Source organism: Deinococcus gobiensis I-0 (assembly GCF_000252445.1).
GTDB classification, from domain to species: Bacteria; Deinococcota; Deinococci; order Deinococcales; family Deinococcaceae; genus Deinococcus; species Deinococcus gobiensis.
This window is the reverse complement of sequence record NC_017790.1, coordinates 1,627,120-1,652,919: the sequence shown is the minus strand read 5'-3', so window position 1 is coordinate 1,652,919 and position 25,800 is coordinate 1,627,120. Positions and strand designations below refer to the sequence as shown.

The 25,800-nt window shown below is 71.0% G+C and carries 26 protein-coding genes; 19 read left to right on the top strand and 7 right to left on the bottom strand.

Going from position 1 to position 25,800, the window contains the following annotated elements; translation table 11 throughout:
- Nucleotides 1-107: 107 nt before the first annotated feature.
- Nucleotides 108-1,514, top strand: coding sequence for an ABC transporter permease subunit (locus tag DGO_RS07720; protein WP_050920725.1), 1,407 nt, complete (start codon nt 108-110; stop codon nt 1,512-1,514).
- Nucleotides 1,511-2,899 carry a sugar ABC transporter permease gene (locus DGO_RS07715; RefSeq protein ID WP_014684928.1) on the top strand — a complete coding sequence of 463 codons (1,389 nt, stop codon included), beginning with the start codon at nt 1,511-1,513 and terminating at the stop codon, nt 2,897-2,899. The genes DGO_RS07720 and DGO_RS07715 overlap by 4 nt, the downstream gene beginning before the upstream one ends.
- A gap of 125 nt (nt 2,900-3,024) precedes the next feature.
- On the opposite strand, the gene DGO_RS07710 is transcribed toward DGO_RS07715, so the two are convergent.
- Nucleotides 3,025-3,675 (bottom strand): TetR/AcrR family transcriptional regulator, encoded by a 651-nt coding sequence (locus DGO_RS07710; protein WP_226991318.1) that lies wholly within the window; start codon nt 3,673-3,675, stop codon nt 3,025-3,027.
- A 152-nt stretch (nt 3,676-3,827) separates the two neighbouring features.
- Here DGO_RS07710 and DGO_RS07705 point away from each other — a divergent pair, with 152 nt between their 5' ends.
- The 4 genes from DGO_RS07705 to dxs all read left to right on the top strand — a co-directional run bounded on the left by DGO_RS07705 (nt 3,828) and on the right by dxs (nt 8,271).
- The gene (locus DGO_RS07705; RefSeq protein ID WP_083847246.1) at nt 3,828-4,664 is read left to right on the top strand and encodes a hypothetical protein; all 837 of its coding nucleotides are present in this window, start codon (nt 3,828-3,830) and stop codon (nt 4,662-4,664) included.
- 163 nt (nt 4,665-4,827) lie between these two features.
- The gene (locus DGO_RS07700; RefSeq protein ID WP_014684925.1) at nt 4,828-5,502 is read left to right on the top strand and encodes a PspA/IM30 family protein; all 675 of its coding nucleotides are present in this window, start codon (nt 4,828-4,830) and stop codon (nt 5,500-5,502) included.
- A 115-nt stretch (nt 5,503-5,617) separates the two neighbouring features.
- Nucleotides 5,618-6,328, top strand: a complete 711-nt coding sequence (locus DGO_RS07695) for a hypothetical protein (protein ID WP_050920724.1) — start codon at nt 5,618-5,620, stop codon at nt 6,326-6,328.
- Nucleotides 6,328-8,271: a 1-deoxy-D-xylulose-5-phosphate synthase gene (gene dxs / locus DGO_RS07690; RefSeq protein ID WP_083847245.1), complete on the top strand. Its 1,944-nt coding sequence runs from the start codon at nt 6,328-6,330 to the stop codon at nt 8,269-8,271. Before DGO_RS07695 ends, dxs begins: the two co-directional genes overlap by 1 nt.
- Nucleotides 8,272-8,320: 49 nt before the next feature.
- Here dxs and DGO_RS07685 read toward each other — a convergent pair whose 3' ends face one another.
- Entirely contained in the window at nt 8,321-9,103 is a 783-nt protein-coding gene (locus tag DGO_RS07685; protein WP_043801558.1) for a nitroreductase family protein, read from the bottom strand.
- 261 nt (nt 9,104-9,364) lie between these two features.
- Between DGO_RS07685 and DGO_RS07680 the strand changes: the two genes are divergently transcribed.
- Entirely contained in the window at nt 9,365-9,742 is a 378-nt protein-coding gene (locus DGO_RS07680) for a DinB family protein (RefSeq protein WP_226991317.1), read from the top strand.
- On the opposite strand, the gene DGO_RS07675 is transcribed toward DGO_RS07680, so the two are convergent.
- Genes DGO_RS07675 through ruvA form a run of 3 tightly spaced genes read right to left on the bottom strand, consistent with a single transcriptional unit; the run spans nt 9,739 to nt 11,941 of the window.
- On the bottom strand, nt 9,739-10,056 hold the full coding sequence (locus DGO_RS07675) for a hypothetical protein (protein WP_014684920.1): 318 nt from the start codon (nt 10,054-10,056) through the stop codon (nt 9,739-9,741). The genes DGO_RS07680 and DGO_RS07675 overlap by 4 nt on opposite strands.
- Nucleotides 10,053-11,312 (bottom strand): low temperature requirement protein A, encoded by a 1,260-nt coding sequence (locus DGO_RS07670; protein ID WP_169331001.1) that lies wholly within the window; start codon nt 11,310-11,312, stop codon nt 10,053-10,055. Before DGO_RS07670 ends, DGO_RS07675 begins: the two co-directional genes overlap by 4 nt.
- A 26-nt stretch (nt 11,313-11,338) precedes the next feature.
- Nucleotides 11,339-11,941 carry a Holliday junction branch migration protein RuvA gene (gene ruvA / locus DGO_RS07665; RefSeq protein WP_014684918.1) on the bottom strand — a complete coding sequence of 201 codons (603 nt, stop codon included), beginning with the start codon at nt 11,939-11,941 and terminating at the stop codon, nt 11,339-11,341.
- Nucleotides 11,942-12,021: 80 nt separating this feature from the next.
- Between ruvA and DGO_RS07660 the strand changes: the two genes are divergently transcribed.
- From DGO_RS07660 to DGO_RS07645, 4 genes are all read left to right on the top strand, one after another.
- Nucleotides 12,022-12,633 (top strand): GNAT family N-acetyltransferase, encoded by a 612-nt coding sequence (locus DGO_RS07660; RefSeq protein WP_043801556.1) that lies wholly within the window; start codon nt 12,022-12,024, stop codon nt 12,631-12,633.
- A gap of 139 nt (nt 12,634-12,772) precedes the next feature.
- Nucleotides 12,773-14,827: a methionine--tRNA ligase gene (metG, locus tag DGO_RS07655; protein ID WP_043801553.1), complete on the top strand. Its 2,055-nt coding sequence runs from the start codon at nt 12,773-12,775 to the stop codon at nt 14,825-14,827.
- A 95-nt stretch (nt 14,828-14,922) separates the two neighbouring features.
- Nucleotides 14,923-15,765 (top strand): RNase adapter RapZ, encoded by an 843-nt coding sequence (rapZ, locus tag DGO_RS07650; RefSeq protein ID WP_014684915.1) that lies wholly within the window; start codon nt 14,923-14,925, stop codon nt 15,763-15,765.
- 124 nt (nt 15,766-15,889) lie between these two features.
- The gene (locus tag DGO_RS07645) at nt 15,890-17,152 is read left to right on the top strand and encodes a gluconeogenesis factor YvcK family protein (RefSeq protein ID WP_014684914.1); all 1,263 of its coding nucleotides are present in this window, start codon (nt 15,890-15,892) and stop codon (nt 17,150-17,152) included.
- Between the two features lie 7 nt (nt 17,153-17,159).
- Here the strand turns inward: DGO_RS07645 and DGO_RS07640 are convergent, their stop codons facing one another.
- Nucleotides 17,160-17,591, bottom strand: a complete 432-nt coding sequence (locus DGO_RS07640; RefSeq protein ID WP_014684913.1) for a hypothetical protein — start codon at nt 17,589-17,591, stop codon at nt 17,160-17,162.
- 92 nt (nt 17,592-17,683) lie between these two features.
- On the opposite strand from DGO_RS07640, the gene DGO_RS07635 reads away from it, so the two are divergent.
- The 6 genes from DGO_RS07635 (at nt 17,684) to DGO_RS07610 (ending at nt 22,898) form a co-directional block, all read left to right on the top strand.
- The gene (locus DGO_RS07635; protein ID WP_014684912.1) at nt 17,684-18,052 is read left to right on the top strand and encodes a phage holin family protein; all 369 of its coding nucleotides are present in this window, start codon (nt 17,684-17,686) and stop codon (nt 18,050-18,052) included.
- Between the two features lie 109 nt (nt 18,053-18,161).
- Nucleotides 18,162-18,962, top strand: a complete 801-nt coding sequence (gene panC / locus DGO_RS07630) for a pantoate--beta-alanine ligase (protein WP_420810576.1) — start codon at nt 18,162-18,164, stop codon at nt 18,960-18,962.
- Nucleotides 18,949-20,016 carry a type IV pilus twitching motility protein PilT gene (locus tag DGO_RS07625; RefSeq protein WP_014684910.1) on the top strand — a complete coding sequence of 356 codons (1,068 nt, stop codon included), beginning with the start codon at nt 18,949-18,951 and terminating at the stop codon, nt 20,014-20,016. Before panC ends, DGO_RS07625 begins: the two co-directional genes overlap by 14 nt.
- 50 nt (nt 20,017-20,066) lie before the next feature.
- Nucleotides 20,067-20,537 (top strand): transcription elongation factor GreA, encoded by a 471-nt coding sequence (locus tag DGO_RS07620; RefSeq protein ID WP_014684909.1) that lies wholly within the window; start codon nt 20,067-20,069, stop codon nt 20,535-20,537.
- 135 nt (nt 20,538-20,672) lie between these two features.
- Nucleotides 20,673-22,190, top strand: a complete 1,518-nt coding sequence (malQ, locus tag DGO_RS07615; protein ID WP_014684908.1) for a 4-alpha-glucanotransferase — start codon at nt 20,673-20,675, stop codon at nt 22,188-22,190.
- Nucleotides 22,191-22,325: 135 nt separating this feature from the next.
- Nucleotides 22,326-22,898, top strand: coding sequence for a cob(I)yrinic acid a,c-diamide adenosyltransferase (locus tag DGO_RS07610; protein ID WP_014684907.1), 573 nt, complete (start codon nt 22,326-22,328; stop codon nt 22,896-22,898).
- Between the two features lie 24 nt (nt 22,899-22,922).
- Here DGO_RS07610 and DGO_RS07605 read toward each other — a convergent pair whose 3' ends face one another.
- Complete coding sequence (locus DGO_RS07605; RefSeq protein ID WP_226991316.1) at nt 22,923-24,098, bottom strand: N-acetylmuramoyl-L-alanine amidase family protein; 1,176 nt, start codon at nt 24,096-24,098, stop codon at nt 22,923-22,925.
- A 142-nt stretch (nt 24,099-24,240) separates the two neighbouring features.
- Here DGO_RS07605 and DGO_RS07600 point away from each other — a divergent pair, with 142 nt between their 5' ends.
- Together DGO_RS07600 and DGO_RS07595 are read left to right on the top strand one after the other, a co-directional pair.
- The gene (locus DGO_RS07600; protein ID WP_050920723.1) at nt 24,241-24,918 is read left to right on the top strand and encodes a hypothetical protein; all 678 of its coding nucleotides are present in this window, start codon (nt 24,241-24,243) and stop codon (nt 24,916-24,918) included.
- A gap of 41 nt (nt 24,919-24,959) precedes the next feature.
- Complete coding sequence (locus DGO_RS07595) at nt 24,960-25,748, top strand: TIGR00282 family metallophosphoesterase (RefSeq protein WP_014684904.1); 789 nt, start codon at nt 24,960-24,962, stop codon at nt 25,746-25,748.
- Nucleotides 25,749-25,800 lie beyond the last annotated feature (52 nt).

The following is a 25,800-nucleotide window of genomic DNA, read 5'->3' as shown; positions in this document are numbered from 1 at the left end:
CTCGCCGCTCCTGACCGGTTTTCGGCGGAGCGGCCTTCTGTGGCCCGGAGCCGGGACAGACGTTACATTTCGGCGCGCGTGAGCGCAAAGGAGAGTGGTTTTCCGCAATGACTGTCTCGCAACGGCTGCCGGCCCGCCGGTCCGTCACCCCACCGGGCGGCGCGGCCGGCGTCATGCTGGCGGTGCTGGTCCTCGCCCTGCTGCTGGGCGGCGCGGCCCTGATCGGCTGGGGCCTGAGCCTGCTGGTGGCGCAGGCGGTGCCCACCGCGCCCCCCTACCTGATCCTGGTGTTCATCGTCGTGGCCCTGCTGCTGCTGATGCCGGTCGTGGGGCGGCTGGTGCCCTGGATCGCCAACTGGTACTACCTGTTTCCGGCCATCGTCTTCCTGGCGGCCTTCACCATCCTGCCCATCGTGCTGACGGTGAACTACGCCTTTACCAACTACAACGCCGTCAACAGCGGCAACCCCGACTCGGCGGCGCGCACGGCCGCGACCCTGAGCGCCGACCGCCGCGTCGTGACCCTTCAGGAGACGCCCGAGGCCGCCAGCGTACGCGAGTACCTGCGCTGCCGCGCCGAGAGCTGCGCGGGCGACACCATCGTGCTCTTCGACGAGGAAGCCTCGGTGCCGGTGCGCGCCCGCATCGCCTCGGTGAACGGCGACGCCGTGACCCTGGCCGCGCCGCTGCCCGGCACGCTGGAAGTCGCCAACGCCACCCGGCTCAACCGCATCAGCCGGGTGGGGCTGGCGAACTTCCAGGAGATCTTCGGCAAGGCCAGCCGCGCGCTGTGGCCGGTCTTCATCTGGACGGTGGTGTTCGCCTTCGCCACGGTCGTCCTGAACGCCGTCGCCGGACTGATCCTGGGCATCCTGCTGTACAACAAGCGCCTCAAGGGCCGCAACGTGTACCGCACGCTGCTCTTTCTCCCCTGGGCGATTCCGGCCGTCATCAGCGTGCAGATGTGGGTCGCGCTGTTCAACCAGCAGTTCGGCATCGTGAACAAGACGCTGGGCCTGCTGGGCATCACCGCGATTCCCTGGCTGGGCGACCCGCTGTGGGCCAAGGTCAGCATCCTGCTCGTGAACCTGTGGCTGGGCTTTCCGTACATGATGACGGCGACCATCAGCGCCTTGGCGACCATCAACGACGACCTGTACGAGGCCGCCAGCATCGACGGCGCGAGCCGGTGGCAGCAGGTGCAGGCCATCACGCTGCCCCTCCTGCGCGCGAGCTTCACGCCCATCCTGCTCTCGGGCTTCGCGTTCAACTTCAACAACTTCGGCATCATCTACCTGCTCACCAAGGGCGGCCCGGCCCAGGAAGGCCGCGAGGCGACCGCCCAGAGCACCGACATCCTGCTGTCATGGGGCTACAACACGGCCTTCTCCAGCGGCGGAGGTCAGAACTACGCCCTGGCGAGCGCCATCGCGCTGATCATCTTCTTCCTGACGCTCGCCATCTCGCTGGTCAACTTCCGGGCAGCCGGCGTGTTCGAGGAGGCCCGCAAATGACCGCCCTGCCCGACCCCTCCGCCTCCGGCCCGCCGCTGCCCCCCGGCGGCTACGTTCACCGCGAACCCGGCCCGCTGCGCCGCGCCCTGCCCTGGCTGATCGGGGCGGCGGTGATCGTCGGCCTGATCGTGCTGGGGTATTTCCTGGCCCGCAGCCTCCAGGGCGCGCAGCGCAGCTTCACCATCTTCTTCGTCGAGGGCGGCTGGAAACGCTTCTTGCTGTTCCTGCTGGCGGCGGCGGGCGTGCTGGCCCTGACCAGCCTGCTCGGCCAGAAGATCGGCGAGGCGCGCACCCGGCGCAAGATCAGCTACGCGGCGGTGCTGGGCGACCAGCTCACCCACCTGTTTCTGATGCTGGTCGTGCTGATCGCGGTCTATCCGCTGTTCTACGTGCTGATCGCGGCCTTCGACCCGCGCAACAGCCTCTTCGCCTTTCCGAACTTCAGCGATCCCAACATCTTCTACAAGACCGGGCTGCTGCCCCGGCTGAGCGTACTGAGCTTCGAGAACTTCCGGCAGCTGTTCGACGGCGTGACGGTGCCGCTGTGGCAATTGCTGCTGGCGATCGTGGGCGGGGCGGCGCTGGCCGTGCTGGGGCTGCTGGCGCTGGCCGGGCGTTTCGGGCGCGACAGCGAGGGCATGACGCGCACGCGCGCCTGGGTCACGCGTATCCTGATCGTGGCGGTGGCGGCGCTCGTGCTGTTCGTGACCCCGGCGCAGTTCCAGGGTACGACCAACGAGAGCAAGTTCCTGCTGTCGGTACGCAACACGCTGTTCGTCTCGGGCGTGACGGGCGCGCTGGCGATCCTGCTCTCGACGACCGCCGGTTACGCGATGGCGCGCCTGCGCTTCCCGGGCCGCTTCCAGACGCTGCTGTTCTTCATCTTCATCCAGATGTTCCCGGTGTTCCTGGCCTTGGTCGCCGTGTACTCCCTGATGGTCACGCTGGGCCTGAGCAACACCTTCACCGGCCTGATCCTGGCCTACTCGGGCGGGGCCATCGCCTTCAACACCTGGATCTACAAGGGCTACGTCGAGTCGCTGCCCGAGTCGCTCGAAGAAGCCGCGATGGTGGACGGCGCGACCCGCTGGCAGACCTTCGTGCGCGTGGTGCTGCCCCTGTCGGGCGGCATCCTGGTGTTCATCTTCCTCAACCAGTTCATCGGCACCTACGCCGAGTACATCCTGTCGAGCGTGCTGCTCACCGGGGTGGACAAGTGGACGGTGGGCATCATGCTCCAGTCCTTCACGCAGGGGCAGTTCAACACCAAGTGGGGCGTGTTCTCGGCCGCCGCCACGCTGGGCGCGCTGCCGATCGTCGCGCTGTTCTACGGCTTCCAGGGCTACTTCGTGGGCGGCGCGGTGTCGGGCGGCGTCAAGGAGTAGGGCCGGCCGGCCCCGACCGGAAAAAGGTCTCCCTTCGCGGGGAGACCTTTTCTGTTTCTGCCGGATGGGCAGCTCCGGCAGGAGAGGGCCTCTGTCCATGCGGTCAGCGCCGGACAGGGGGCGACCTAGGCCAGCTGAGGCAGCAGCTGTCGCAGCAGGGCCTGAAGGGCGTAGGTGAATTCGTCCTCGAACAGAGAATCGCTGATGACGCGGCTCAGGGGGTCGTGCGGCTGCTGGAGGCGGGGGCCGAGTTCGGCGACCTGGTGCCAGCCCACCGACAGGGCATAGAGGTGCATGACCAGCCGCGCCGAGGTTTCGGGCGGGTAGGGCAGCTCCTGCACCACGTCCCGGAGCACCTGCCACATGAGCTGCTGGGCCTGCCGGATCCAGGTCTGCGAGGCGTTGCGCTCCAGCACCGAGCCGTACAGCAGCAACAGCCTCCGCAACGGCTGGGCCGCCGCGTGGTCGCGCAGCAGCACCTCCGTAAGGGCGTCGGGGGTACGGGGCCGCTCCTCGCGCAGCCGGGTGACGCAGGCTGCCGACCAGCGCTGGAGGTGGCTGGTGAGAAGGGCCAGGAACAGCTCTTCCTTGGTGTCGAAATACAGGTACAGCGTTCCCTTGGCCAGGCGGGCCTCGGCGGCCACCTGGCTCATGCTCAGTTCGCTGTACGAGGCGGTGGTCCACAGTCGCTCGGCGGCGTCCAGAATCTCGGTGCGTCGGCGCTTTTTCTCATCTGCGTTGCGGGCGCGCAGGGGTCTGGGAGTCTCATCGGGCACAAAGACGAGCATATGCCGCCCCCTGGAATACCGGCCATGAAAGGCTTCACGTCCTGAGTACATGGCAGGTCAACATGAAGCTTGTCTGAAGAAACCCTCAAGCGGCCGCGCCTCAAAGTCGTTCCTCATGGAAGGCCCATAGCATACGCACCATGCGTCTTTCGACCCTGACTTCCCGCCTCGCGCTGGGAACCCTGCTGTGCGCCTCGGCTGGCCTCGCCCAGACGGCTCCGGCCTCCTCTGCCCCGGCGACCACCGCAGCTCCGGCCACGACGGCCGCCCCCGCCCAGACGGCTCCTGCGGCCCGCGCCGGCACCCCCGCCTCGGGCGCGACCAGCCGCGTGGCGAGCGCGGTCGCCGTCACGGTCAGCAAGGCCGTCTCGGGCCAGATCGTGGGCTGCCCGGCCGGCCTGAAGGTCAGCGCGCAGGCCGTGTGCCTGTACAGCAAGCAGGCGGCGGCGGCGGTGCGCCCGGCGGTGCGCGGCGCGCTGGGCAGCCTCGTGCTGGGCGACTGGAAGACTTCGGGGCAGGCCAGCAGCCTGCTCGTGCGCGCCGGCGCGGGCGGCCCGCTGGGGGCCTACGTGCTGCTCAGCCCGGTCGCGGCGCAGGAAACCCTGCTGGTCGTGGACGCGGCCAGCGCCCCGGCAGCCAGCGCCAAGCCGGCCGCGCCCGCCGGCGTGGTCAAGGGCCAGCCCTACCTGCTGGGCCGTGACCTGACCGGCGTGGTCAACGTGGTGAGCCTGGGCGGGGGCAAGTTCCGCCTGAACGTGGCGGGCGAGACTGCCCTGACCGTCACGGCGGGCCAGAAGACCGCCGTGCGGGCCGGCGGCAACGTCGAGTTGCCCCTGACCCCCGTTACCGACGGCAAGAACCTGATCTTCCCGGTCGCGGGCCTGCGCGCCCTGGGCTGCACGGTCAGCGACAATGCGGGCGGCCTGACCATCGCCTGCGGTCCCGACAGCGTCGGCGTCAAGCCCATCGTGTTCTGAATCCTGCTCCGGCCGGCCGGGCCCCCTCCCGTTCAAGGAGGGGGCCCGGCTGTTCCTGGCCCGGGGCAGGACACCTTCATGCGGCCTTGAGGCTGGGGGTGGATGGTCGCCAGCGGGAACGGCCGGGCCGCCGCCCGCGTAATGATGGCCGAGGAGGAACACCATGAGTATCTTTGACCGACTGTCCAGACTGCTGCGTGCCAACGTCAACGACATGATTTCCCGCGCCGAGGACCCCGCCAAGATCATCGACCAGGCCCTGCGCGACATGCGCGCGGCCTATGCCGACGCCCGCAGCGAGGTCGCCGACGCGATGGCCCAGAACGCCAAGCTGGAGCGCGAGGCCAACACCAACCGCACCCTCGCCTCCGAGTACGAGGGCAAGGCCGAGCAGGCCCTGCGCGGCGGCAGCGAGGACCTCGCCCGCGAGGCGCTGCGCCGCTCGCAGAACCACAAGGACCTCGCCAAGGGCTTCGACGAGCAGCGCGCCATGCAGACCAGCACGGTCGACCAGCTCAAGACCCAGCTGCGCGCCCTGGAAGCCAAGATCGACGAGATGGAGTCGAAAAAGACCCTGCTCGCCGCCCGCCAGAAGACCGCGCAGGCGGGCGCCGCACTGGGCCGCGTCTCGGGCTTCGACAAGTCCGGCAGCGCGATGGACGCTTTCGACGAGATGGAGCGCAAGGTGGCCGGGATGGAGGACCGCAACAAGGCCCTGACCGAGCTGCACGGCGAAAATGACCTCGACGCGCAGCTGCGCGACCTGGGCCGGGACAAGGACGTGGACGACGCTTTCGCGGCCCTCAAGGCCAAGGTGCAGAGCGACAAACAGGGCTGAGCCCGGGCGCCGGGGCTGGGACCGGGGGGCCTTCCCCCGCAGTTCCCAGCCCTTCTTCATGCTTTTTGATGTTGCGGGGCACATGCCGCGCGAGAATGCTGAGACAATGACCCGTATGACGCTTTTTTCTGTTCGCCGCTCCAGGCGGCGGTCCTGGGCCGGCGGGGGCCTGCTGCTGCTGGGCACGCTGCTCGGGGCCTGCGCGCCCCGCGCCGCCGCGCCCGTGCCGGTCAGCTCCAGCACGCCGGTCGGCAGCGTGTCCTTCTATCCGCAGGAAGCCGGCCTGAGCTGGACCTATCTGGGCGAGGGCGAGACGCCCGGTCAGCCCGCCTATACCCTGCGCACGCTGGGGCCGACCCTGTTCCAGAGCCAGCCGGTGCTGGCCTCGCAGCTCACCGGGCGCGGGGCCGACCAGACGTGGTACCGCACGAGTGACGAGGGAGGCGTGCTGCTGCTGGGCTTCCGCAAGCCCGGCGTGACCGTTACCCTCAGCCCCGCATGGCGGGAAGCGCCGCCCGAGTCGGCGTGGCGCGTCGGCCTGAACTGGGAGGGCAGCAGCCAGATCGTGGTCCTGAGCGACGACGGCAAGGAACAGGCGCGCGGCACCCTGCGCTACCGCTACGACGTGCAGGACCGCCGCGAGGTGCGGACCCCGGCCGGGACCTTCACGGTGTACGTGGTCACGCGCCAGATCAGTGACGACGTGGGCGGGCTGTTCCCGGCCACGCAGCAGTACTGGTTCGCGCCCTATGTGGGCGAGGTCCGGACCCCCGAAGGACTCTTGCTGACCGGCCGCAATTTCGCGGCCAGAGGAGGTGGCCGGTAATGCCCGACCCCAAACTGCCCGACCCCAGGCTGCCCAGGCCCGCGCCTGCCGCTTCCGTCCCGGCCACGACCGGTAGCCTCACGCCGCTGCTCGACCGGGTGGACAGCCCCGACGACCTCAAGCTGCTCTCGCGTGACCAGTTGCCCGAGCTGACGCGGGAGGTGCGCGACGAGATCGTGCGGGTGTGCTCGCAGGGGGGGCTGCACCTCGCGTCCTCGCTGGGGGCCACCGACCTCGTCGTGGCGCTGCACTACGTCCTGAACTCGCCGCGCGACCGGATCCTCTTCGACGTGGGGCACCAGGCCTACGCGCACAAGATCCTGACCGGCCGCCGCCGCCAGATGCCGACCATCAAGAAGGAAGGCGGGCTGTCGGGCTTCACCAAGGTCAGCGAGTCGCCGCACGACGCGATCACGGTGGGGCACGCGAGCACCAGCCTCGCCAACGCGCTGGGCATGGCGCTGGCCCGTGACGCGCAGGGGCAGGACCACAAGGTCGTGGCCGTCATCGGGGACGGCTCGCTGACGGGCGGCATGGCCCTGGCGGCCCTGAACACCATCGGGGACATGAACCGCAAGATGCTCATCGTCCTGAACGACAACGAGATGAGCATCTCGGAGAACGTCGGGGCCATGAACAAGTTCATGCGCGGCCTCCAGGTCCAGAAATGGTTCCAGGAGGGCGAGGGCGCCGGCAAGAAGGCCGTCGAGGCGGTCAGCAAGCCGCTCGCCAACTTCATGAGCCGTGCCAAGAGCAGCACCCGGCACTTCTTCGACCCGGCCAGCGTGAACCCCTTCGCGGCGATGGGCCTGCGCTACGTGGGACCGGTGGACGGCCACAACGTCCAGGAACTCGTGTGGCTGCTCGAACGCCTGCTGGACCTTGACGGGCCGACCATCCTGCACGTGGTCACGCGCAAGGGCAAGGGCCTGAGCTACGCCGAGGCCGACCCCATCTACTGGCACGGCCCGGCCAAGTTCGACCCCGAGACCGGCGAGTTCAAGCCCTCGGACGCCTACTCGTGGAGCGCGGCCTTTGGGGACGCCGTGACCGAACTGGCCGCGCACGACCCGCGCACCTTCGTCATCACCCCGGCCATGCGCGAGGGCAGCGGGCTGGTGGGCTACAGCAAGGCGCACCCGCACCGCTACCTCGACGTGGGCATTGCCGAGGAGGTCGCCGTGACGACCGCCGCCGGCATGGCCCTCCAGGGGCTGCGGCCCATCGTGGCGATCTACAGCAGCTTCCTGCAACGCGCCTACGACCAGGTGCTGCATGACGTGGCCATCGAGAACCTGAACGTGACCTTCGCCATTGACCGCGCGGGCATCGTGGGGGCCGACGGCGCGACGCACAACGGCGTGTTCGACCTGAGCTTCCTGCGCAGCATTCCGGGCCTGCACATCGGCCTGCCGCGCGACGCCGCCGAGCTGCGCGCCATGCTCAAGTACGCCCAGGAGCATCCCGGCCCCTTCGCGGTGCGCTACCCGCGCGGCAACACCGAGCGCGTGCCCGAGGGCACTTGGCCCGACATCGCCTGGGGAGCGTGGGAGCGCCTGAAGGCGGGCGACGACGTGGTCATCCTGGCGGGCGGCAAGGCGCTGGACTACGCCCTGAAGGCGGCGGCGGGCCTGGACGGCGTGGGCGTGGTGAATGCCCGCTTCGTCAAGCCGCTGGACGAAAAGATGCTGCGCGAACTCGCGGGTACGGCGCGCGCCCTCGTGACAGTCGAGGACAACACGGTGGTCGGGGGCTTCGGCAGCGCGGTCCTCGAAACATTGAACGCCCTGAAGTTGAACGTGCCGGTGCGCGTGCTGGGCATTCCCGACGAGTTCCAGGAGCACGCCACCGTCGAGAGCGTGCACGCCCGCGCGGGGATCGACGCGCAGGCGATCCGCACGGTGCTCGCCGAGCTGGGCGTGGACGTGCCGCTCGGGGTGTGAGGGGGCCAGAGAGGGGGAGGAGCGCGCTCAGGCCGGCTCCTCCCCTTCCCTATTCCGTCTCGGGCACGTCACAGGTCTCGCGGCTCACGAACTGAGAGAGACGCTTGCGGTGGCGGCTGCTCCAGTCGATGGTCGGGCGCTTCTGGTCCTCGGGCAGGTAGCCCAGGCGGTAGACGGCCATGAGTTCGAGGTCGTCGGGCACGCGCAGCAGCTCGCGGATGGCCTGCCACTGGCGCGGAATCTCCATCGGGGTGCTCACGAACTGGATGCCCATGCCGAGTTCCCCGACCGCGTTCCAGATGTTCTCGACGGCCGCGCCCAGCCCGAACACGCTGTAGAAGCCCGACAGTTCGCCGGGGCGGTATTCGGCGCGGTCGAGCAGCGCGGCGAGCAGCAGCGGGCTGCCGGCCACCAGCCGCCGGTTGTCCTCGCCCAGCTTTCTGGGCACGCCGAGCTGCCGCATCACGCGCAGGCCCGCGTCCGAGAAGACCTGCCGGGTAAAGGGCCTGAGCGGTCCCGGCAGGTGATCGATGTGGATGCCGTCGCGCCGGGCGTCCATCTCGGCGGCCGTGAAGCGGAAATAGCGGCGGTAGCGCTCGAAGAACACGCCCGCGTCGATGAGTTCGGTCATGCTCTCGCCGGAGATGCGGGCGACCTCCGCGATGGTCTGCGGGTTCTCGACGAGCACGAAGCGCCAGGGCTGCGAGTTGAAATGGCTGGGGGCGGCCTGCGCCGCGCGCATGAGGAGGTGCTGGTGCTCGCGCGACACCGGGTCCGGGCGAAAGGGCCCGTTGGTGGTCCTGCGGGCGAGCATGCCGTCGAGAAGGTTCATTGCGCGCCCAGGCTAGCAGGGCCGGGCCGCCGGAAAGGCCCGCGCGGTCAGGAAGCCCCGGCCCGCGCGCAGGGCCAAACCCGCCAGCTCCTGACCGGAATGGGGGACACAGCGGGACGGTGGACGCTTCCGCCTTCTATGCCTACCTGACCCGCGCCCGCCGGGACCTGTGGGCGGAGCTGCGCCGCCCCTCCGACGGGGACCTGTCCCGGCCCGTCGTTCCGGCCCAGGGCGCGGTGTCTCAAGGACCTCGCCCTCCATGTGGCCACCGTCGAGGACGGCTGGTTCCGGGGCGACCTGCTGGGGCGGCCCCTGGTGTTCGGCCGCCTGGGCTGGCCCGAGCCGGCCTCGGCCGACGGGGACTGGCACCTCGAGGACAAGCCGCTGGACACCCTGCTGGCCTATTGGGAGGCGGTCGAGGCGGCGACCCTGGCCGGGTGGCCCGAGCTGCTGGAGGTGGCCGCTTCGGGCCGGCGCATTCCGGTGGGCGAGAGCCGCCCCGAAACCCTCTCGGCCGACGAGGTGCTGTGGCACGTCATGGGGCACGAGGTCCGGCATACCGCCCAGAGGGTCCAGATGATCCGGCTGCTGGGCCACACCCCGCCCTCCCTCAATCGGGTGTTTGTCTTGGGGCGCTAGGCCGCCGCCCACGCCCCGGCCAGAAAGGCCGCCGCGCAGGCCAGGGCCAGCCGCCAATGCGCGGGGCTGCCGGGACGTGGGCGCGGCATGGCGAGCAGCAGCCCCAGCGCCGGTACCAGCGCCCACCAGCGCCGGCCGGTGAGGGCGGCCAGGACGCCCGACCCCAGCACGCCCGCGCACACGGGGAAATACAGCGCGTGGTGCGGCCAGCGGGCCCGGCCCCGGCCGTAGCCCAGTTGCAGCGACAGCCCCAGACCCATGAGCAGGGCCAGCAGCGCCCCCGTGACGCATAGGGCCAGGGTCGCCGCGCTCACGGTTCCGGGTCCTCGGCCAGCCGGGCGGTGACGCGCTGCTCGATCTGGCCCAGGCGGCGGGTGCTCGCGTCGGTCGCCACGAGGACGGCCACCGTGATCGTCAGGGCGGCGGCCAGGGCATGCAGCCGCAGGGGGTCGAGATCGGTCGGCCCCAGCAGCCCGGCCAGGACAGCCCCCACCAGCAGCGCCCACAGGCTGCGGTCGGTCCGGCGGCCCATGAGGCGCAGGGTGGTCCAGCGCAAGAAGGCCAGGGTGGCGAGTGCCCCGGCCAGCGGCCACGCCACGAACTGTTGCAGGACCGCCGCCTGCCGCGCCGAGCCGCTGCCCAGACTCTGGCCCACGCCCACGCTGAGCATGACCACCGACAGCGTGAAGGGAAAATGTCCGTAGAACCACGCCAGCATGGTGTCGACCCGCCCCTGGAGATGCGCGCCCAGCAGCGGCAGCGTGCGCGCCTGGTCGAAGTACAGCCGCCACAGCGACACCGCCAGCAGGATCGCGCACAGGGCGGGCAGCAGCGTGACGGCACTCAGGCGCTGCTGCCTGGCCCCGCCGACCACCTGGGTCACGATCTCGCCCAGCGCGATGATCTGGAGCAGGCCGACCCGTTCGGGCAGATGCCCCGCGTGGGGCAGGGCGGCGCGTCCCACGTCCCGCGCCAGAATGGGCGTGAAGATTTCGAGGAGCAGGGCCAGCGTCCAGGCCACCAGCTGGCCCTGACCGCCCCAGGGCAACAGGACCGACCCGGCCCACACGAGCGCCGAGAGGCCGGTCGCCCACCCCAGACGGCGCGCGAAACCGCGCAGCTCGGGCGACTGCCGGCCCACCCACAGGTGCAGCGCCGCCTGTACGGCGCGGTTGGCCCCGAAAGCCAGCGCGAAGAAACCGGCGATGTCGCCCAGGTCGCCCCGCAGGGTCAGGGCGACCATCGCCACCAGGATCAGCTCGCCCAGGGTGCCCCAGCGGTAGAGCCGCCCGGCGTTGCCGTAGCGCGCGGCGTACACGGTGTTGCCCGACCAGGCCCACCACACGGCCGCGAACAGCAGCGTGAACTCGGCGACGCTCTCGAAGGTCGGCGCGCTCCCCAGCCGCCGGGCCAGCTGGTCGAAGGCCACCACGAACACGAGATCGAAAAACAGTTCGAGCCAGCTGACCTTCTGCTCCTGCGCGGCGTCCGCCTGGGCCGCCGCCACTTCCAGCTCGCCGGCCACGCCAGGCAGCCGGCCGGGGGGAACGCCGCCCTGAACCTGGCCCACCTGGTCACTCAGGGGCGGCCCGCCCGTCACCGCAGTTTGCCGAGCGACTTGCGGATCAGGGCGTCGGCGGTCTGCGCCGGGTCGGCGGCCAGCAGTTCGGAGACGGCCGCGCGCACCTGCGCCTCGCGGAAGCCCAGGGCCAGCAGGGCGTCCACCGCGTCGCGCCCGGCGGTGCTGTCCACCCGGGCGACCCGCGCGCCCCCACCGGCCGTCGCCCCGGCCGCGAGGTGTTCGGGCACCTTGTTCTGGAGTTCGAGGACGAGGCGCTCGGCGGTCTTCTTGCCCACACCCGAGACGCTGGAGAGCAGTTTCACGTCGCCCGAGAGCAGGCCCTGCGCGACCGCCGAGGGCGGCATGGCCGAGAGCAGCGCGAGCCCCAGCTTGGGGCCGACCCCCGAGACGCCGGTCAGCAGGTCGAAGAGCTTGAGGCTGTCGGCATCACTGAAGCCGAACAGGAGCTGGGCGTCCTCGCGCACGACGAACCGGGTGCTGAGTTCGGCCACCTCGCCGACCTTCAGGCGGCCCAGGGTACTGGCCGGGCACTGCACCTCGTAGCCCACGCCGCCCGCCACGACGACGGCGCTCCCCTCACGCACTTCACGCACCACGCCGGACAGGTAAGCAATCATGTGGGCCGATTCTAGGGGCTGGGCGGGCCGGAACTTCAGGCGGCATTGACAATCGGCCCCGGAGGGGTTCAGGGTGGCCCATGACCCAGCCCGACCTGCGCCTGGCCCGCCCGGACGACCGCGACGCCCTGTACCGCATCTGCCTGCTGACGGCCGACAGCGGCGAGGATGGCACGGCGATGTACGGGGACCCCGAACTGGTCGGGCACATCTACGCCGGGCCGTACCTGGCCGGACAGCCGGAGCTGACCTTCGTCCTCGAAGACGCCGGGGGCGTGAGCGGTTACGTGCTGGGCGTGCAGGACACGCGCGCCTTCCGGGCGTGGGAGGAGCGGGCGTGGTGGCCGGCGCTGCGGGAGCGGTATCCCGACCCCGCCGACATCCCGGCCGCGCGGCGCAGCCCCGACGAGCGGCTGGCCTTCCTGATCCACCACCCGCCGCAGATGTCGCCGGAGGTGCTGGACGCCTACCCCTCGCACCTGCACATCGACCTGCTGCCGCGCGCCCAGGGCGGGGGCCACGGCCGGCGGCTGCTGGAAACCCTGTTCGCGGCGCTGAAAGCAGGCGGCTCGCCGGGGGTTCATCTGGGGGTAGGGGCGAAGAACGTGCGGGCGCAGGGCTTCTACCGGCACCTGGGCTTCACGGAACTGCGGCGCGACGCCGGGGGCGCGCTGCTGGGGCTGCGGCTCTAGGCCGCGCGGCTGGCGCCCGGGCCGGCGGGTACGGTGCGCGCACGTCAGACACCCCCGGCCCCGCCGGGCGGATTTTCCGTATTCTGGACCGGTTGCCCGGCCTGCCTCCCATCAGGGTACGGCCGGGAAGGGAGCGCACATGACCAGCAGTCCGGCAGACCAGAACAGCGAATTTTTCATCACCACCGCCATCGACTACGCCAACGGCGCGCCGCATATCGGCCACGTCTACGAGAAGATCCTCGGGGACGCCATCGCGCGCTACCAGCGCCTCGCCGGACGCGACGTGACTTTCGTCATGGGCACCGACGAGCACGGCGAAAAGATCAGCAAGGCCGCCGCGAAGGGGGGCGTCACCCCGCAGCAGCTCGTGGACGACCTCTCGAACCGGGCCTTCCAGGGCCTGTGGAAGCGGCTGGAGATCAGCTACGACGCCTTTATCCGCACGACCTCGCCCCGGCACAAGCAGTTCGTGCAGGACGTGTTGCAGCGCGTATACGACGCGGGCGACATCTACTTCGCGGAGTACGAGGGCCTGTACTCGGTGGGCGCCGAGCGCTACGTGACCGAGAAGGAACTCGTGGAAGGCCAGGATGGCGTGCGCCGCTACCCCGGCGACAAGGACCCGCCCGAGCTGCGGCGCGAGGCCAACTACTTCTTCCGCATGGAGAAGTACCAGGCCTGGCTGCTGGAGACGCTGCGCGCCCAGCCCGAGCTGATCCAGCCGGCCGGCTACCGCAACGAGGTGCTGGAGATGCTCAAGGAACCCATCGGGGACCTCAGCATCAGCCGCCCCAAGAACCGCGTGCCCTGGGGCATCGAGCTGCCCTGGGACCCCGACCACGTCACCTACGTGTGGTTCGACGCGCTGCTGAGCTACCTCACGCCCACCGTGAGCCAGGGCCGCGACCCGGCGGCCGTCAGCGGGCTGGCGTGGCACGTGATCGGCAAGGACATCCTCAAGCCGCACGCGGTGTTCTGGCCCACCATGCTGCGGGCCGCCGGGCTGCCGCTGTACCGCCGCCTGGTGGTCCACAGCCACATCCTGGCCGAGGACGGCCGCAAGATGGGCAAGTCGCTCGGCAACGCCATCGACCCCCAGAAGCTCGTCTCGGAATATCCGGTGGACGCCATCCGCTACGCGATGCTGCGCGAGGCGACCCTGAGCGCCGACAGCCCCTTCGGTGAGGGCATTCTGGTGTCGCGCCTGAACAGCGACCTCGCCAACGACCTGGGCAACCTGCTGTCGCGCACCCTGAGCATGATCGAGAAGTACCGCGGCGGCGTGATCCCGGCCCCCGGCGACCTGAGCGAGCGCGAGAAGGCGATCGAGGCGGCGGCGCTGGCCCTGCCCGGCGAGGTCCTGCGGCTGGTGGACGAGCTGAAGGTGAACATGGCCATCGAGGCCGCCATGAACTTCGTGCGCGACCTGAACCGCTACATCGCCGAGAGCGCGCCCTGGAACCTCGCCAAGTCGCCGGAGACGCAGGGCCGCCTGGACACCGTGCTGCACACCGCCGCCGAGGGCCTACGCGTGGCGAGCGTGGCGCTCGAAGCCGTGATTCCGGCCAAGGCCCGCGAACTGCGCGCCCAGCTCGGCCTGGGCCGCCAGGGCTACCCCCTGCGCGCCGCCTGGGGCCTGATTCCGGCCGGGACGCGCGTGCAGCCCGGCAGCGTCCTGTTTCCCAAACCCGAGCCCAAGGCCGAGGCGACCCCCGCCCCCGCCACCCCGAAGAAAGAGAAGAAAGCCATGACCCAGACCCAGGAAGTACAGACGCAGGACACCCAGACGACCACCGCGCAGACACCCGCCGCACAGACCCCGGTCGCCCCCGTCCAGGCCAGCGACACCCCGGCCGAGACGCAGGCGCTGATCTCGATCGACGACTTCGCGCGCATCGACCTGCGGATCGCCGAAGTGGTGGCCTGCGAGGCGGTGCCCAAGGCCGACAAGCTGCTGAAGCTGACGGTGAAGCTGGGCGACGAGACGCGCACGGTCGTGAGCGGCATCCGCAAGTGGTACGAGCCCGAGGCGCTCGTGGGCCGCAAGGTGGTGCTCGTCGCCAACCTCAAGCCCGCCAAGCTGCGCGGCATCGAGTCGCAGGGCATGATCCTGGCCGCCGAGGACGAGTCGGGCAACCTCGACCTCGTGGGCACGGGGCTGGACCTGCCGAGCGGCACGAAGGTCCGGTAAGGCGCGCGACTGCCCCCGGCCCCCTCCCCCCGCCGGGAGGGGGCCTTCTCTTTCGGATGACCCCTGTGGGCCGGAGCGCGCACTACACTGCCCCCATGCCGTTCGTCATCGTTTCCGGGCTTTCGGGCAGTGGCAAGAGCACCGTACTGCGGACCCTGGAGGACGCCGGATTTTTCATCACCGACAACCTGCCGCCCGAACTGTGGGGCACCATGCACGACCTCGTGCGCGCGCGCGGCCTGACCCGCGTGGCGGTGAGCACCGACGCCCGCACCCGCGACTTCCTGGCCTCGCTGGAGTCGAGCTACGAGCGGCTCTCGCGCCGCCGCGAGGACCTGCACGTGCTGTTCCTGGAGGCGACGGCCGAGGTCCTGCTCCAGCGCTACAACCTCAGCCGCCGCGAACACCCGCTGGGCGAGAACCTGATGCTGGACTTCGCGCGCGAACGCGAACTGCTCGCGCCGCTGCGCGCGATCGCCGATACGGTGATCGACACGACCCACCTCAGCGCGCCCGAACTGTCGCGGCGCGTCATGACGCTCTACCGCCTGGAACAGGATTTCACGCTGCGGCTGCTGAGCTTCGGCTTCAAGCACGCGCCGCCGCGCGACGCCGACCTCGTGCTCGACGTGCGCTCGCTGCCCAATCCCTACTACGACCCCGAACTGCGGCCCCGTAGCGGGCGGCAGCCCGAGGTCGCGGCCTACGTCTTTCAGGACGCCCCCAGCGAGGCCTTCTATGGCGAACTGCGCGAGTTCGTGCGCAGCGCCGCCGAGCGGGCGCGGGCCTCGGGCCGCCGGGGCTACACGGTGGCGATCGGCTGTACGGGGGGGCAGCACCGCAGCGTGGCCGTCACCGAGCGGCTGCGCGGCGACCTGGGCGACCTGCACGCCGAGATCACCGAGCACCGCGACATGCACGAACCGGAGGACCTGTGAAGCGGCCCAGTGGGCGGGGTCGGGCATGAGCCTCTCGCCGCCGGACCCGGGCCCCGACCCGGCCGCGCCCACGCGCCTGGACCGGGCCACGCAGCGGGGTCAGGCGGCGCAGCGCCGCGCGCGCATGTGGCTGGAGCCGGGGATCGGGGTCAAGCGCTGGCTGGCGCTGTTCGCCGCCTGTACCCTGGTGGGCGCGGTGGGCTTCTTGCACTTCACGTGGACGGGGCCGCTGCACTTCATCGCCACGCGCTGGATCCTGTACCTCAACAACTTCACCAGCCCCGAGGTCCTGCCGCTGTACGTGGTGGGCATCGGGGTGATGGCGCTCGCGCTGGCCGGGGCCTTCACGGCCATCGTCATGCTCAACCGCAGCATGCTGCGCGGCACCGGCACCGCCCCCGAGACGGCCGTGGACCTGCTCTACGAGCGCCGGACCCTCACGCGCGGGGCGAAGGTGGTCGCGGTGGGCGGCGGCACGGGCCTCTCGAACCTCCTGAGCGGCCTGAAGGTGCATACCCGCAACATCACGGCGGTGGTCACGGTGGCCGACGACGGCGGCTCGTCGGGACGGCTGCGGCAGTCGCTGGACATGGTGGCCCCCGGCGACCTGACCGACTGCTACGCGGCGCTCTCCGACAGTCCGGTGCTCGCGCGGCTGCTGCTGCACCGCTTCGGGCGCGGCGAGGGACTGGAGGGCCACACCTTCGGCAACCTGCTGCTCGCCACCCTCAGCGAGGAGCGCGGCGGGCTGGGCACTGCCATGCAGGACATCCACGACGTGCTGCGGGTACGCGGCGCGGTGTTTCCGGCGACCACCCAGCCCACCACCCTGGTCGCGCAGCTCGGGGACGGCCGCGAGATCCGGGGCGAGAGCCAGTTCGCCTCGCTCGTGAACCCCTCGTACATCCGCCGCGTGCAGCTCGACCCGCCCGGCGTCCCTGCGCTGCCGCAGGTCACCGAGGCCATCCGCGACGCCGAACTCATCGTGCTGGGGCCGGGAAGCCTGTACACGAGCATCATTCCGGTGCTGCTGGTCCCCGAGATCTCGCAGGCCATCCGGGATTCGGCGGCGCCCGTGCTGTATATCGCCAGCCTGATGACCGAACCCGGCGAAACCACCGGTCTGAGCCTGGAGGGCCACGTCCATGCCGTCGTGGGTCACCTGGGCCGGATGCCCGACTGGGTCCTGATGAACAGCACGCCCATCGCCCCAGACGTGCGCGAACGCTACCGCGCCGAGGGAGCCGAGGTGCTGAGCCTGGACGGCGCCAGCCGCGATCTCAAGGACCGCGCCCGTTTCGCCCCGCTGCTCCAACCCGGGACGGCACGGCACGACCCAGCCGCGCTGGCGAGCGCCATCGTGGGCCTCACCAGCCGCCAGCGCTAGGGGCGGGTCAGGACCAGCTGGCCGTGCAGGTGCCCAGACGGGTGTCGTTGGCGACCAGAATGCCCCGGAAGCTCTGGCCGCCGGGATCGGGGTTGGCGACGCGGCACTGGTAGTCGGTGCCGCCGTCGTTCCAATAGAACAGCAGGGCGCTGCCGGTGGTGTTCAGGGCCAGGGCCGCCTTCGACTCGCCGCGCCCCTGCTCGGCGGCGCTCAGGTCCGCGAGGCTGAGGTTGCTGTACACGCCGGGGCGCACGTTGAGGACCTGGGGCAGCGCGATGGTCACGCTCGACCCCAGCAGGCGGCCCATGCCCTCGACCCGCCAGCTCTGTCCGGCGGCCAGCGGCGCGGAGGGCGAGGGAGCCTGTCCGGCACGCTCGAGCAGCGCGGGCGAACAGGCGGCCAGAAGCAGGGGCAGGGCCAGAGGCAACAGCTTATGCATGGCCCGACTCTACGGGCTGGGGCCGGGCCGGACATGACGGCTTCTTAAGAAAAGAAACGCATGTCCGCGCGCCGGGGGCTTATCCTGCGGACATGGGATTCGTCATTCGTCTGCTGGTCAGTGCGCTGGCACTGTATCTGCTGACACAGGTCTACAGCGGCGTGTATTTCGTGCCGGGCAGCGGGGTGGGGGCCGTCGTCATCGCGGCGCTGGTCATGGGCGTGGTCAACGCGCTCATCCGGCCGGTGCTGCTGTTGCTCTCGCTACCGGTGAACGTGCTGACGCTGGGCCTGTTCACGCTGATCGTCAACGGCGTGGTGCTGTGGCTGGTCGCGGCCCTGACCGCCCTGAACGTCGCCGGTTTCGGCGCGGCCGTGATCGGCGCCCTGATCCTGACCGTCATCTCGTGGGCGCTCGACGCGGTGGTGGGCGCGCTCGGCCTGGACGGCAGCCGTGGCTGAGGTCCTGACGCGGCCTGCCCCCCGGCACGCCGGCCCGCTTCTGGTCGACACCCCCCAGGCGCTGCGCGCCGCCCTGGACGGAAGCGGGCGTGTGGGCCTGGTCCCCACCATGGGTTACCTGCACGAGGGCCACGCCGCCCTGATCCGCCGCGCGCGCCAGAGCAGCGACCGCGTGGTGGTCAGCGTGTTCGTCAACCCGATGCAGTTCGGCCGGAACGAGGACCTGGGGCGCTACCCCCGCGACCTGGAACGCGACCTGCGCGTGGCGGGCGAGGCGGGGGCCGACGTGATCTTCCATCCCGAGCCCGGCACCATGTACCCTCCGGGTTTCGCCAGCGCGGTGCAGGTCTCGGGCGTGAGCGAACCGCTCGACGGCGCGGCGCGGCCGGGCCACTTCGCGGGGGTGGCGACGGTGGTCCTCAAGCTCCTGAACCTCGCGCAGCCCGCGCAGGCCTTTTTCGGCGAAAAGGACTGGCAGCAGCTCGCGGTGGTGCGGCGCATGGTCACCGACCTGAACGTGCCCACCGAGATCGTCGGGGTGCCCACCGTGCGCGCCGACTCGGGGCTGGCCCTGAGCAGCCGCAACAGCTACCTGTCGGCCGAGCAGCAGGCGCAGGCGGTGGCCCTCTCGGCCGCGCTGCGGGCGGTGCAGCGGGTCTATGCGGCGGGCGAGCGCGACGTGGCGGCCCTCAAGCGTGCCGGTCTGGACACCCTGACCCGCGACCCGGCCGTGCAGCCCGAATACCTCAGCGTGGTCGGACCGGACCTGCGCGAGACCGCCACCCTGACCCCCGATCCGCTGAACCGGGTGCTGGTCGCGGCGCGCGTGGGCGGGGTCCGTCTCATCGACAACATGCCCCTGCTGCCGGGCAGCGCTTCCGGCCTAGGCCGTGCGGATGCCCCTCTATGAACTGCTGCGCGAACTGCTGACCCGCCGGGTTTCGGACATCCATCTCCAGGGCGGCGCGCCTCCGCTGGGGCGGATCGGGGGCCAGCTCCACACCTTCGGCACGCAGCCCCTGAGCCACGCCGACGTGCTCGCGACCGCCCAGTCGATGCTGACCCCGGAGGAATTCGGCTACTTCGAGGACCGCCACCAGTACACCGCCGCCGTTCAGATCAAGGAACTCGGGCGCTTCCGTTGTCATGTCTTCCGGCAGGCGGGCGCGGTGACGCTGGCCCTGAGGACGATCGGCGCGACCGTGCCCAGCCTCGCCTCGCTGGGGCTGCCCACCGACCTGATGACCGGGCTGGCCCTCGCGCCGCGTGGGCTGCTGCTGTTCGCCGGGCCGGGCGACAGTGGGCGCACCACCAGCGCGGCGAGCGTCGTGGACCACCGCAACCGCCAGACCGCCTCGCGCATCGTGACGGTCGAGGACCCGCCCGAGTACCTGTACGCGCCCGCGCGCAGCCTCGTGGCCCAGCGCGCGGTGGGCCACGACGTGCGCAGCGCGGCGCAGGGCTTGGCCGCCGCCCGGATGCAGGACGCCGATCTCGTGTTCGTGGGCGAGCTGCGCGCCGCCGAGGACGTGCGCGCCGCCCTGGACGTCGCGCAGTCGGGACGGCTGGTGGTCAGCACCTTTCTGGCCCGGGACAGTGGACACGCCCTGGCCCGGCTCGAACGCCTGTTCGCGCCCCACGAACGCGCCGACCTGCGCGTCGCCCTGGCGGAAACGCTGCTCGCCCTGGTCAGCCAGCGCCTGTTGCCGGGGCTCTTCGGCGGCGACCGCGTGCTGGCCCACGAGGTCCTGCCCGGCACGCCCGAGGTGCGTGCGGCGCTGGAGGGCGACTCGCCCACGCGCACGCTGCGCGCCATGCTCGCGGGCAGCCACGCGGCGGCGCTGCACCCGCTGGAAGCCCACCTCGCCACGCTCGTGCGCCAGCAACGCGTCTCACCCGAGGCGGCGACGGCGGCGGCGAGCGACCCGGCCGACCTGCGCGCACGCCTGGCCGCGCCCGGCTGAAGGCAGTCCGCCCGCGGCCCGCGTACGCCAGACCCTATACTCTGGCGGCCATGACCAAGCAACGCATTCCCATGACCCAGCGCGGGTACGACAAGCTGGCGGAGACCCTCCAGCACCTCAAGACGACCCGGCGCGAGCAGATCAGCGAATACATGGGATCGGCCATCGCGGACGGCGACCTGCGCGAAAGCGCCGCCTACGACGAGGCGCGCATGCAGCAGAGCGAGAACGAGGGCCGCATCATCGAGATCGAGAACCAGCTCGAGCGCGCCATGATCGTCGCGGAGGACGAGACCGGGGCCATCGGCCTGGGCGCGAAGGTCGTCGTGAAGGACCAGAAGGACGCCGAGCGCCGGTTCGAGCTCGTCGGCACCTACGAGGTGGACGTGCTCAAGGGCAAGATCAGCGACGCCAGTCCCATCGGCGTGGCCCTGGCCGGCAAGCGCGCGGGCGACACCGTCGAGTTGCAGGGGCCCAAGGGCACGACCGTCTTCACGGTCGTGAGCGTGGACTACGACTGACCCCGGAGCGGGCCCCCCGGCACGCCGTGAACGGCCGTGGCGTGTGCGCCCGCTCACCTTCTGCGCCGCGCTCCGGTAGACTCGGACCGACGGACTGGAACCCATTCCATTCTCCAGTCGGACGGAGGACTTTTCATGACGCTTCAACGCTCAAGTGGGGTGCTGCTGCACCCGACCAGCCTGCCCGGCCCCTACGGCATCGGTGAACTGGGGGCGCAGGCCCGGCATTTCGTGGACTGGCTCGCGCAGGCCGGGCAGACCTACTGGCAGGTCATGCCGCTGGGGCCGACCGGCTACGGCGACAGCCCCTATCAGGCGTTCAGCGCCTTCGCCGGCAACCCCTACCTCATCGACCTGAGCACCCTCAAGGCCGAGGGCCTGCTTCAGGACAGCGACTTCGCCGCCATGCCGGACTTCAGCCCCACCAAGGTGGATTTCGGCGTGCAGTACGTGTGGCGTAACCAGATGCTCGACCGGGCCTACGCGGCTTTCGCCTTCGGCGGGGCGCAGGAGCTGCGCGCGGACTTCGACGCCTTCCGGGCCAGCGAGGCCGACTGGCTCGACGACTACGCCCTGTTCATGGCCCTCAAGGACGCGCACGGCGGCCTGCCCTGGAACGCCTGGGAGCCGGGAACCCGCGACCGCGACCCCGAGGCCCTCGCGGCGGCGCGCGAGCGGCTGGCGGCGGCCATCGAACGCGTGCAGTTCGTGCAGTTCCTGTTTTTCCGGCAGTGGAACGAGGTCCGCGCCTATGCCCGCGAACGCGGCGTGCAGGTCATCGGGGACATTCCGATCTTCGTGGCGATGGACAGCAGCGACGCCTGGGCGGCCCGCGACCAGTTCTACTTCGACGACCAGGGCCAGCCGACCGTGGTGGCGGGCGTGCCGCCGGACTACTTCAGCGAGACCGGGCAGCTCTGGGGCAACCCGCTGTACGACTGGGACGCCATGCGGGCCAGCAACTACGCCTGGTGGGTCAAGCGCTTCCAGGGCAGCCTGAAGCTCTACGACATCATCCGTATCGACCACTTCCGGGGGTTCGCGGCGTACTGGGAAATTCCCTTTCCGGCCGAAACCGCCATCAACGGCCGCTGGGTCCCCGCCCCCGGCCACGAGATGTTCCAGGCCGTGCGCGACGCGCTGGGCGCGCTGCCCATCATCGCCGAGGACCTGGGGGTCATCACGCCGGACGTCGAGCAGCTGCGCGACGACTTCGAGTTTCCGGGCATGGCGGTCCTCCAGTTCGCCTTCGGGGGCGGCGACTTCAGCGTGAACGACTTCCTGCCGCACAACCTGCGCGAGAATCAGGTCGTGTACACCGGCACGCACGACAACGACACGACGCGCGGCTGGTGGATCGCGGCCGACGAGAGCGAACGCCACAACTTCCGGGTGTACACGAGCAGCGACCCCAGCGAGCAGACCTTCACGCCCCAGCTCATGCGCATGGCCTTCGAGAGCCGCGCCAGGCTGGCCGTCGTGCCGCTTCAGGACGTGATGAACCTGGGCACCGAGGCGCGCATGAACCTGCCCGGCACGACCGGCGACCACAACTGGACGTGGCGCTACGACCCGGCGGCGCTGCTCCCCAGCCTCGCCACGTCGCTGCGCGCACTGACCGAGAGCACCGGCCGACTCCAGCGCAGGGACTAGACCCCTTCTTCTCCCCGTTCCGGCCTCCCTCCGCCCGGCAGGGAGGCCGGCTTTCGTAACGCGCCCGGCCGGAACCGGCAGCCGCCTCCACCTTCTCCCCATCTGCGCGCGTCCCCGACCCTCTACCCTGTGCCCATGAAGCTCTACACGAAAACGGGCGACGGCGGCCAGACCGGACTGTACGGGGCCGACCGCGTCAGCAAGGGGCACCCGCGCGTCGAGACCTACGGCACGGTGGACGAACTCAACAGCGTACTGGGCATGGCCCGCGCCGAGAACGCCCGCCAGCCGCAGGCCGACGTCGGCCTCGAAGCCGACCTCGAATACCTCCAGAACGCGCTGTTCGACCTGGGAGCCGACCTCGCCACCCGGGCGGGCGGACCCTACGAAAAGAAGCTCAGCCGGATGGACGGGGACGATGTGGCCGTTCTGGAAGCCCTGATCGACCGCTACCAGGAAGAGGCCCCGCCCTTCACCGGCTTCGTGCATCCGGGCGGAACGCCCGTCGCCGCCACGCTCCAGCTCGCCCGCGCCGTGGCCCGCCGCGCCGAGCGCGATTTCGTGCGCCTGCTGGACACCGAGGAAGCCAATGCCCACGCCGGGGTGTACCTCAACCGGCTCTCGGACCTGCTGTTCATCATGGCGCGCGCCGCCAACGCCCGCAGCGGCGTGCAGGAGGAAGCCTGGCTGGTCAAGGGCCGGCGCTAGAAGGCCCCGCGCCGGCCCGCGCCCTCAGTCCATGTGCAGGAAGCTCAGGATCGCCTGGGCGATGGCCGAGCCGACGCGGTCGCGGTAGGCCCCGGTGGCGAGCAGCGGCCCTTCCTTCGGGCTGCTGCCGAAGCCGATCTCGGTGAGGATGGCGGCCGTGTTGGGGTTACGGATGACGTAGAAAGCGTCGGTATGCACGCCCCGGTTCATGGCCCCCGTACTCTGGATCAGGCTGTGCTGCACCTGCTGGGCGAGCTGGCGCGAGAAGCTGAGCTTGGCCTGCGCCACGATGTCGCCCAGCACGTTCTGCGCCTTGCCGGCGGCCTGGCGGGTAAGTTCCTGGCCCACGCTGCCGCCGCCGTTTTCCGCGACCGCGAGGCTGCGGCTCTGGCCCCCCAGCGGCTGCCCGAAGTAATAGGTCTCGATGCCCTGCGCCGACGGTCCCCCCGCGTTGACGTGGATGCTGATATAGGCGCTGACCTCGCCGGTCGTGGCGAGGCGCGAGCGGGCGTCGAGGTCGGTGGCCTTGTCGGCGCTGAGGTGCCGGTCGCTGTCGCGCACCATCACCACGTCCACACCGCGCGCGCGCAGCACGTCACGCACCCGGCGGGCCACCGCCAGGGTCACGTCCTTCTCGGTGACCCAGCGGCTGGTCATGCCGGGGTCGATGCCGCCGTGCCCCGCGTCGATAACCACGCGCGGGCGGGTGACAGCGCGGGTGCTGGCGGGCCGCACCGTCGCGGCCGGGCGGGCGGCCGGGGTGGACTGCGTGGCCGGGCGGGCCGGCACCTTGGCCGCGCCGGCACTGGTGGGCACGTCCACGACCAGCCGGGCCGGCTGCGCGCCGCTGCGGGGCAGCACCGTGGCCGTCGCCTTGGCGTGGCCGGGGGCCAGGGTGACGGTCACGGCCGCCCCCTTGACCGCGTAGGCGCGCACGCCCGGCGCCGACAGGCTGCCCGACTCGGTCTTCAGGGACTGGCCCAGCGTCACCTGAAAGCGGGTGCCCGAGAGGGCCGTCCTGGGCTTCGCGGCGCTGGCCCCCGCCGGCAGGTCGAACACCAGCCGCGTGTAGCCTCTGTGGGTCCCCACGCGCGGCGCGGCCTGTGCAGCCGGCCCGGCCAAGCTCAGACACAGCGCCCCCAGGACGAATACCCGCCGCAGGGGCAGCGGCGCACGGACAGCGGAAGAGGAACAGGTCACGTCGGGCGGAGTTTAACGTTCACCTGGGCGATTTTCATGGGAAAGGCGGGGGGCGCGTCTCATGCCCACCTGCCCGGGCACCTGAACCGGAACTGACGCGCCGCCTCACGCCGCTCAGGGCCGCGCCCGTTACGCTGCGCGGATGAAGTCGTTTCCTCCCGTCTCGGCCCTCCGCAAGCCTGCCCGGCTCCTGACCCTGCTGGCCTCGCTGTCGCTGGCCTGGGGGCTGGACCACGCGCAGGCGGTGGCCTTCGGCAACCTGAACGTCACGCCGCGCGGCGCGCAGAACCTCAACCTCGAAACCGGCTACACCGACTTGCCGCAGGGCGGCACCGCCACCGACGCCAAGGGCGGCCTGACCCTCAACGCCCAGAAGATGCAGCTGCGCCCCGGCGAGCGTCTGGTGGCCCAGAACGCCGTACTCAAGACCCGCCAGGGCGGCACGCTGAACGCCGCGCAGCTCACCTACGACCTGAAGAGCGGCACGGTGACGGCCACCGGCGGCGTGACCTACAGCGACGCGCGCATCCAGGGCCTCCAGGCTCCGGGGCTGGTGCTGTACGTGGGCAGCGGCTTCGTGGTCGCCTCGGGCGGCGTGAAGGCCGCCTCGCCGGCCATGACGGGCGCGGCGCTGGTCTTCGATCCGCAGACCATGCAGGCGGTCGTGAGCGGTCCCTTCGACCTCCAGACCCGCCTGGGCCGCAGCGCCGGCAAGGCCGGGGAGCGGCTGCTGCTGACCTTCGCGGGCAACGTCCTGACGGGCGCGACCGCCAAACCGACCACCGACGACCTCGCGCGCTTCTCGGCCTACCTGAAGTAACCGCGCCGGCCCGGGCGGCCCAGGCCTGATAGCCTGGGAACATGTTGCGGGTGCTGTTTATCGGGGACGTGTTCGGCCAGCCGGGAAGGCGGGTGCTCGGCGCGCAGCTGCCACGGCTGCGCGCCGACGTCGATTTCGCGGTCGTGAACATGGAGAACTCAGCCGGGGGCTTCGGCATGCACCGCGAGGCCGCCGACGCGGCCCTGAAGGCCGGGGCCGATTGCCTGACGCTGGGCAACCATGCCTGGCATCACCGCGACATCTACGGGCTGATGGGCGACGAGATGCGCTACCCCATCGTGCGTCCGCTGAACTTCAGCGACCCCGGCACGCCCGGCGTGGGCTGGCGCACCTTCGAGGTGCCGGTCCGGGGCGGCGGGACCGAGCGCCTGACGGTGGTCAACCTGCTGGGGCGGGTGTTCATGGATGGGGTCGCCAACCCCTTCCGGGCCATCGACGACCTGCTGGAGCGCGGCGACCTCGGGTACGTCTTCGTGGACATGCACGCCGAGGCCACCAGCGAAAAGATGGCGATGGGCTGGCACCTCGACGGCCGGGCGGCAGCCGTGATCGGCACGCACACGCACGTACCCACGGCCGACACGCGCCTGCTGCCGCGCGGGACCGCCTACCAGACCGACGCCGGATTCACCGGGCCGCACGACTCGGTGATCGGGTCGGCCCCGGCCGCGCCCATCGAGCGTTTTCTGACCGAGCGCCCGCACCGCTTCGGGGTGGCCGAGGGCCGCGCGGAGCTCAACGGCGTGATTGTCCAGATGGAGGGCGGGCACGCCACCCACATAGAGCGCTACCGTTTCGTCGAAGAGTAGGCGGCGGGATCAGGGCGGGGGGCGCGGCGCAGGCCCCCCGTCCCCGCGCCCG